Source organism: Arachidicoccus sp. (assembly GCF_050436765.1).
Classification (GTDB): Bacteria; Bacteroidota; Bacteroidia; order Chitinophagales; family Chitinophagaceae; genus Arachidicoccus.
In genome coordinates this window covers 1-3,560 of sequence record NZ_JBNQGD010000194.1, presented here as the reverse complement: position 1 = coordinate 3,560, position 3,560 = coordinate 1, and the positions used below count along the sequence as shown (strand labels likewise).

Annotated in this window: 2 protein-coding genes; both read left to right on the top strand. The window is 37.9% G+C overall.

The window, feature by feature from the left end; translation table 11 throughout:
• Positions 1-319: 319 nt before the first annotated feature.
• Positions 320-3,178: a glycosyl hydrolase gene (locus ACQR30_RS08400; RefSeq protein ID WP_429733981.1), complete on the top strand. Its 2,859-nt coding sequence runs from the start codon at positions 320-322 to the stop codon at positions 3,176-3,178.
• A gap of 56 nt (positions 3,179-3,234) precedes the next feature.
• The gene (locus tag ACQR30_RS08395; RefSeq protein ID WP_429733980.1) at positions 3,235-3,510 is read left to right on the top strand and encodes an alpha-L-fucosidase; all 276 of its coding nucleotides are present in this window, start codon (positions 3,235-3,237) and stop codon (positions 3,508-3,510) included.
• Positions 3,511-3,560 lie beyond the last annotated feature (50 nt).

The following is a 3,560-nucleotide window of genomic DNA, read 5'->3' as shown; positions in this document are numbered from 1 at the left end:
CTTTAAGAAGGGAAAAGGAACAACCGGGTTCTGGTGTTGCCTTTTTACAAGCAAAAATAGCGGCTAAATTTATTGCTGCAGGTGAACCGGGTAAAGCAGCAACGGTCGACGCAAAGCTAGCTGACCCGAAGAACTGGTTTTTGAAATTTAACTGGTAATAAGTTTTTTAGTTTGTTTATTTCGGTTTTTCTTATCAAGTGCTATTGAAAAATTTTGTACAAATTTTAGATAGCACTTGTAAATTTTGCTAAAGTCAAATAGTTACTTTTATTTCTTTAAGGCCTCACTTTTATATAAGCATTTAAATTCCATATCTCTAATGACTTACTCAAATAAATTGAAAAATCAAATCTTTTTAGGGTTGCTTACCACATTTTTCTTCACACCTTTAGTTAGTAAATCTCAACTTAAATGGCCCCAAATTACACAACAAACAAAACCATGGTCCAGATGGTGGTGGGAGGGAAGCGCCGTCAATAATAAAGACTTGGATAAAGTAATGGAAAAGTACCAACAAGCCGGGTTGGGGGGAATGGAATTGACGGCTATTTATGGAGTGAAAGGAGAGGAGAGTAAATATATCAATTATCTTTCTGATAAATGGATGGATGTCTTTGAACATACCCTGCAGGAAGGGGAAAAATTGGGCTTGGGAATAGATCTGGCAAATGCTACAGGTTGGCCTTTCGGTGGCCCCTGGGTAACGCCTGCCGATGAAAGCAAAGAACTGCGGTATGAAATTTTTAGTGTAAATCAAGGCGAACAATTGAAAGCGCCGGTTGTATTTATTCAGAAAGCTTTTATAAGTGCAGAGGGTCATAAAAAGATAAACATTAATGACATAAAACGCCCTATTTCTGCGAATACCGATTTGCAGCAGTTGGCACTGGATCAAGTAAGGTTTCAAGAGAAATTGCCCCTGGTAACTTTAATGGCCTTTGATCAGAAGGGTAACTCTTTGAATCTAACCAAAGATGTGGATGCGAATGGAAAATTAAATTGGACAGCACCTAAAGGCGATTGGAAATTATATGCTGTGTTTCAGGGTATGCACGGAAAAATGGTGGAACGAGCTGCACCGGGAGGTGAAGGATTCGTGATCGATCATCTTTCTAAAACTGCTGTCACAGATTATTTGCATCACTTTGATACCGCATTTGGAAACAGGAGTTTGAAAAACCTTCGTTCATTCTTTTGCGATTCTTATGAAGTAGATGATGCCAATGGTCAGGCAGATTTTACACCGCATTTCTTTGAGTATTTTCAAAAAGAAAGAGGTTATGATTTGAGGCAATATTTGCCATACTTATTGAATAAATCCAATGATGAAAAAAGTGATCGTGTGCTGTCTGATTTTAGGCAAACAATTGGCGAATTATTATTAAAGAATTTTACACAGACCTGGGAGGGTTGGGCTAAGTCAAAAGGTAAAATTATCAGAAATCAATCACACGGTTCTCCAGCAAATATTTTGGATTTATATGGGGCAAGTGATATTCCAGAAACAGAAGGAGAAGATAGATTGCGTTTTAAATTTGCTACATCTGCGGCGAATGTTTTGGGTAAGCCTTTAGCTTCTTCGGAATCGGCTACATGGTTAAATGAACATTTTAAATCAACGCTTGGTGAAGTGAAAAATGCCATTGATAATTATTTCTTGGGTGGCGTAAACCATATCTTTTATCATGGGATTGCTTATTCGCCGTTATCTGCCCCTTGGCCGGGATGGCTTTTCTATGCATCAGTACATTTTTCGCCAGCTAATCCGCAGTGGAATAATTTTGCCACGGTAAACGCCTACATCGCTAGATGTCAGTCCTTTCTTCAAATGGGGCATCCTAATAATGATATTTTGCAATATTATCCATTATTCGATAGTTATGCAGATCGCGGCAGATCGCTATTGAAGCATTACGATGGTATGAAAGGTTTTGAAAATACTGATTTTGATAGCAATGCTACTTGGATGTTGGCTAACGGTTATAGCTTTGATTTTATCTCGGACAACCAAACGGAACAATTACAAAACAATGCTAATTTAATTCAAAGTGCCGGTGGAGATTACCAGACTATTCTGGTTTCTAATGTACATTATATGCCACTTTCTACTTTGCAAAAAATAATGTCCTTGGCAAAAAGCGGTGCTAGTATTTTAATCTATAAATCGTTGCCATCGAGTGTTCCAGGTTTGGCAAATTTGACGCAAAGGCAAAATGAATTTAATGCTTTATTACATTCGTTAAGCTTTCAGCAAAATGCAGAGGGCATAAGTGTCGCAAAGGTCGGAAGGGGGCGCATAATTAAAGGGGATGATTTGCCAAAACTGCTACAGTTTTCTAAAATTCGTCGAGAAAAAATGGTATCACAAGACTTACATTTTGTAAGGCGTTCTTACAATGGTGGAAATTATTATTTTGTTGTAAATGAATCCGGCAGCTCTTTTACTGGTTGGGTGCCTCTAGCTGTGGTTGCCAAATCTGTTGCGGTGTTTAACCCGATGTCGCAAGCGCTTGGTTTTACAAAAACTAAAGTCGGTGAAGATGGAAATGTTGAAATTTACCTGCAATTACAACCCAATGAAAGTTGTATTCTAAAAACAAATACTGTTGCAACTTCTGGTAAACAATATCCTTATTTTGAAGCACAAAAAGATACTCAAACCATTGATGGTAAATGGACCCTTACATTTATTTCTGGTGGTCCGGTATTGCCGAAGCCCATACAATTAAAACATCTTGATTATTGGACAAATTTGGATGAAAATGAATTAAATAATTTTTCTGGGACTGCCGATTATCAAATAGATTTTAAAAAACCTGACGCGGGTACCAATTATTGGAAATTGAATTTGGGTAATGTAAAAGAGAATGCTGAAGTATGGTTAAATGGGAAGAATATAGGGACATTATTAAATGACAAGGATGGGTTGATTATTGCGAATGATTTATTCAAGCAACGCAACCATCTAGATATTAAAGTGTCTAATCTGATGGCGAATAGAATTCGTTATATGGATCAAAATAATATTCTTTACAAAAGATTTTATAACATTAATTTCCCTGCACACGATCCAAAAGATATTGGTAAAAACGGTTTGTTTACTGCTAAAAACTGGGATGTAAGTCCGTCTGGTTTGGCAGGTCCGGTGACTTTGACCCCCCTAAAAGAAGTGGAATAAAGTTCATCGTAGATTCTGGGAATAATAGGTTCAAGCTTTGTTTAGAATATTGGACTATGGAAAGAAGAAAGGCGCTGCAGTACTTAGGGAGCCTTGCTCCCGGTATTGTTTTATCGAAGCATTTAAAGGCAGTTAATCTACTTGGTAAAAGTAATGTAGAGAGCGTAAAGTTTCAACCGACATGGGATTCTTTATCACAATACAAAGTACCCGATTGGTTCCGAGATGCGAAGTTTGGTATGTGGGCACATTGGGGACCCCAATGCCTGGAAGCAATTTGGAGAAGGCCCGGCTTTAGAAAATGTAGCAGCCTTAAGCGCACAAGGATTTAATGAAGGCAAAGGCAAGCCCTTTGTATCGCAGGACATCAGATTTGCCCAAA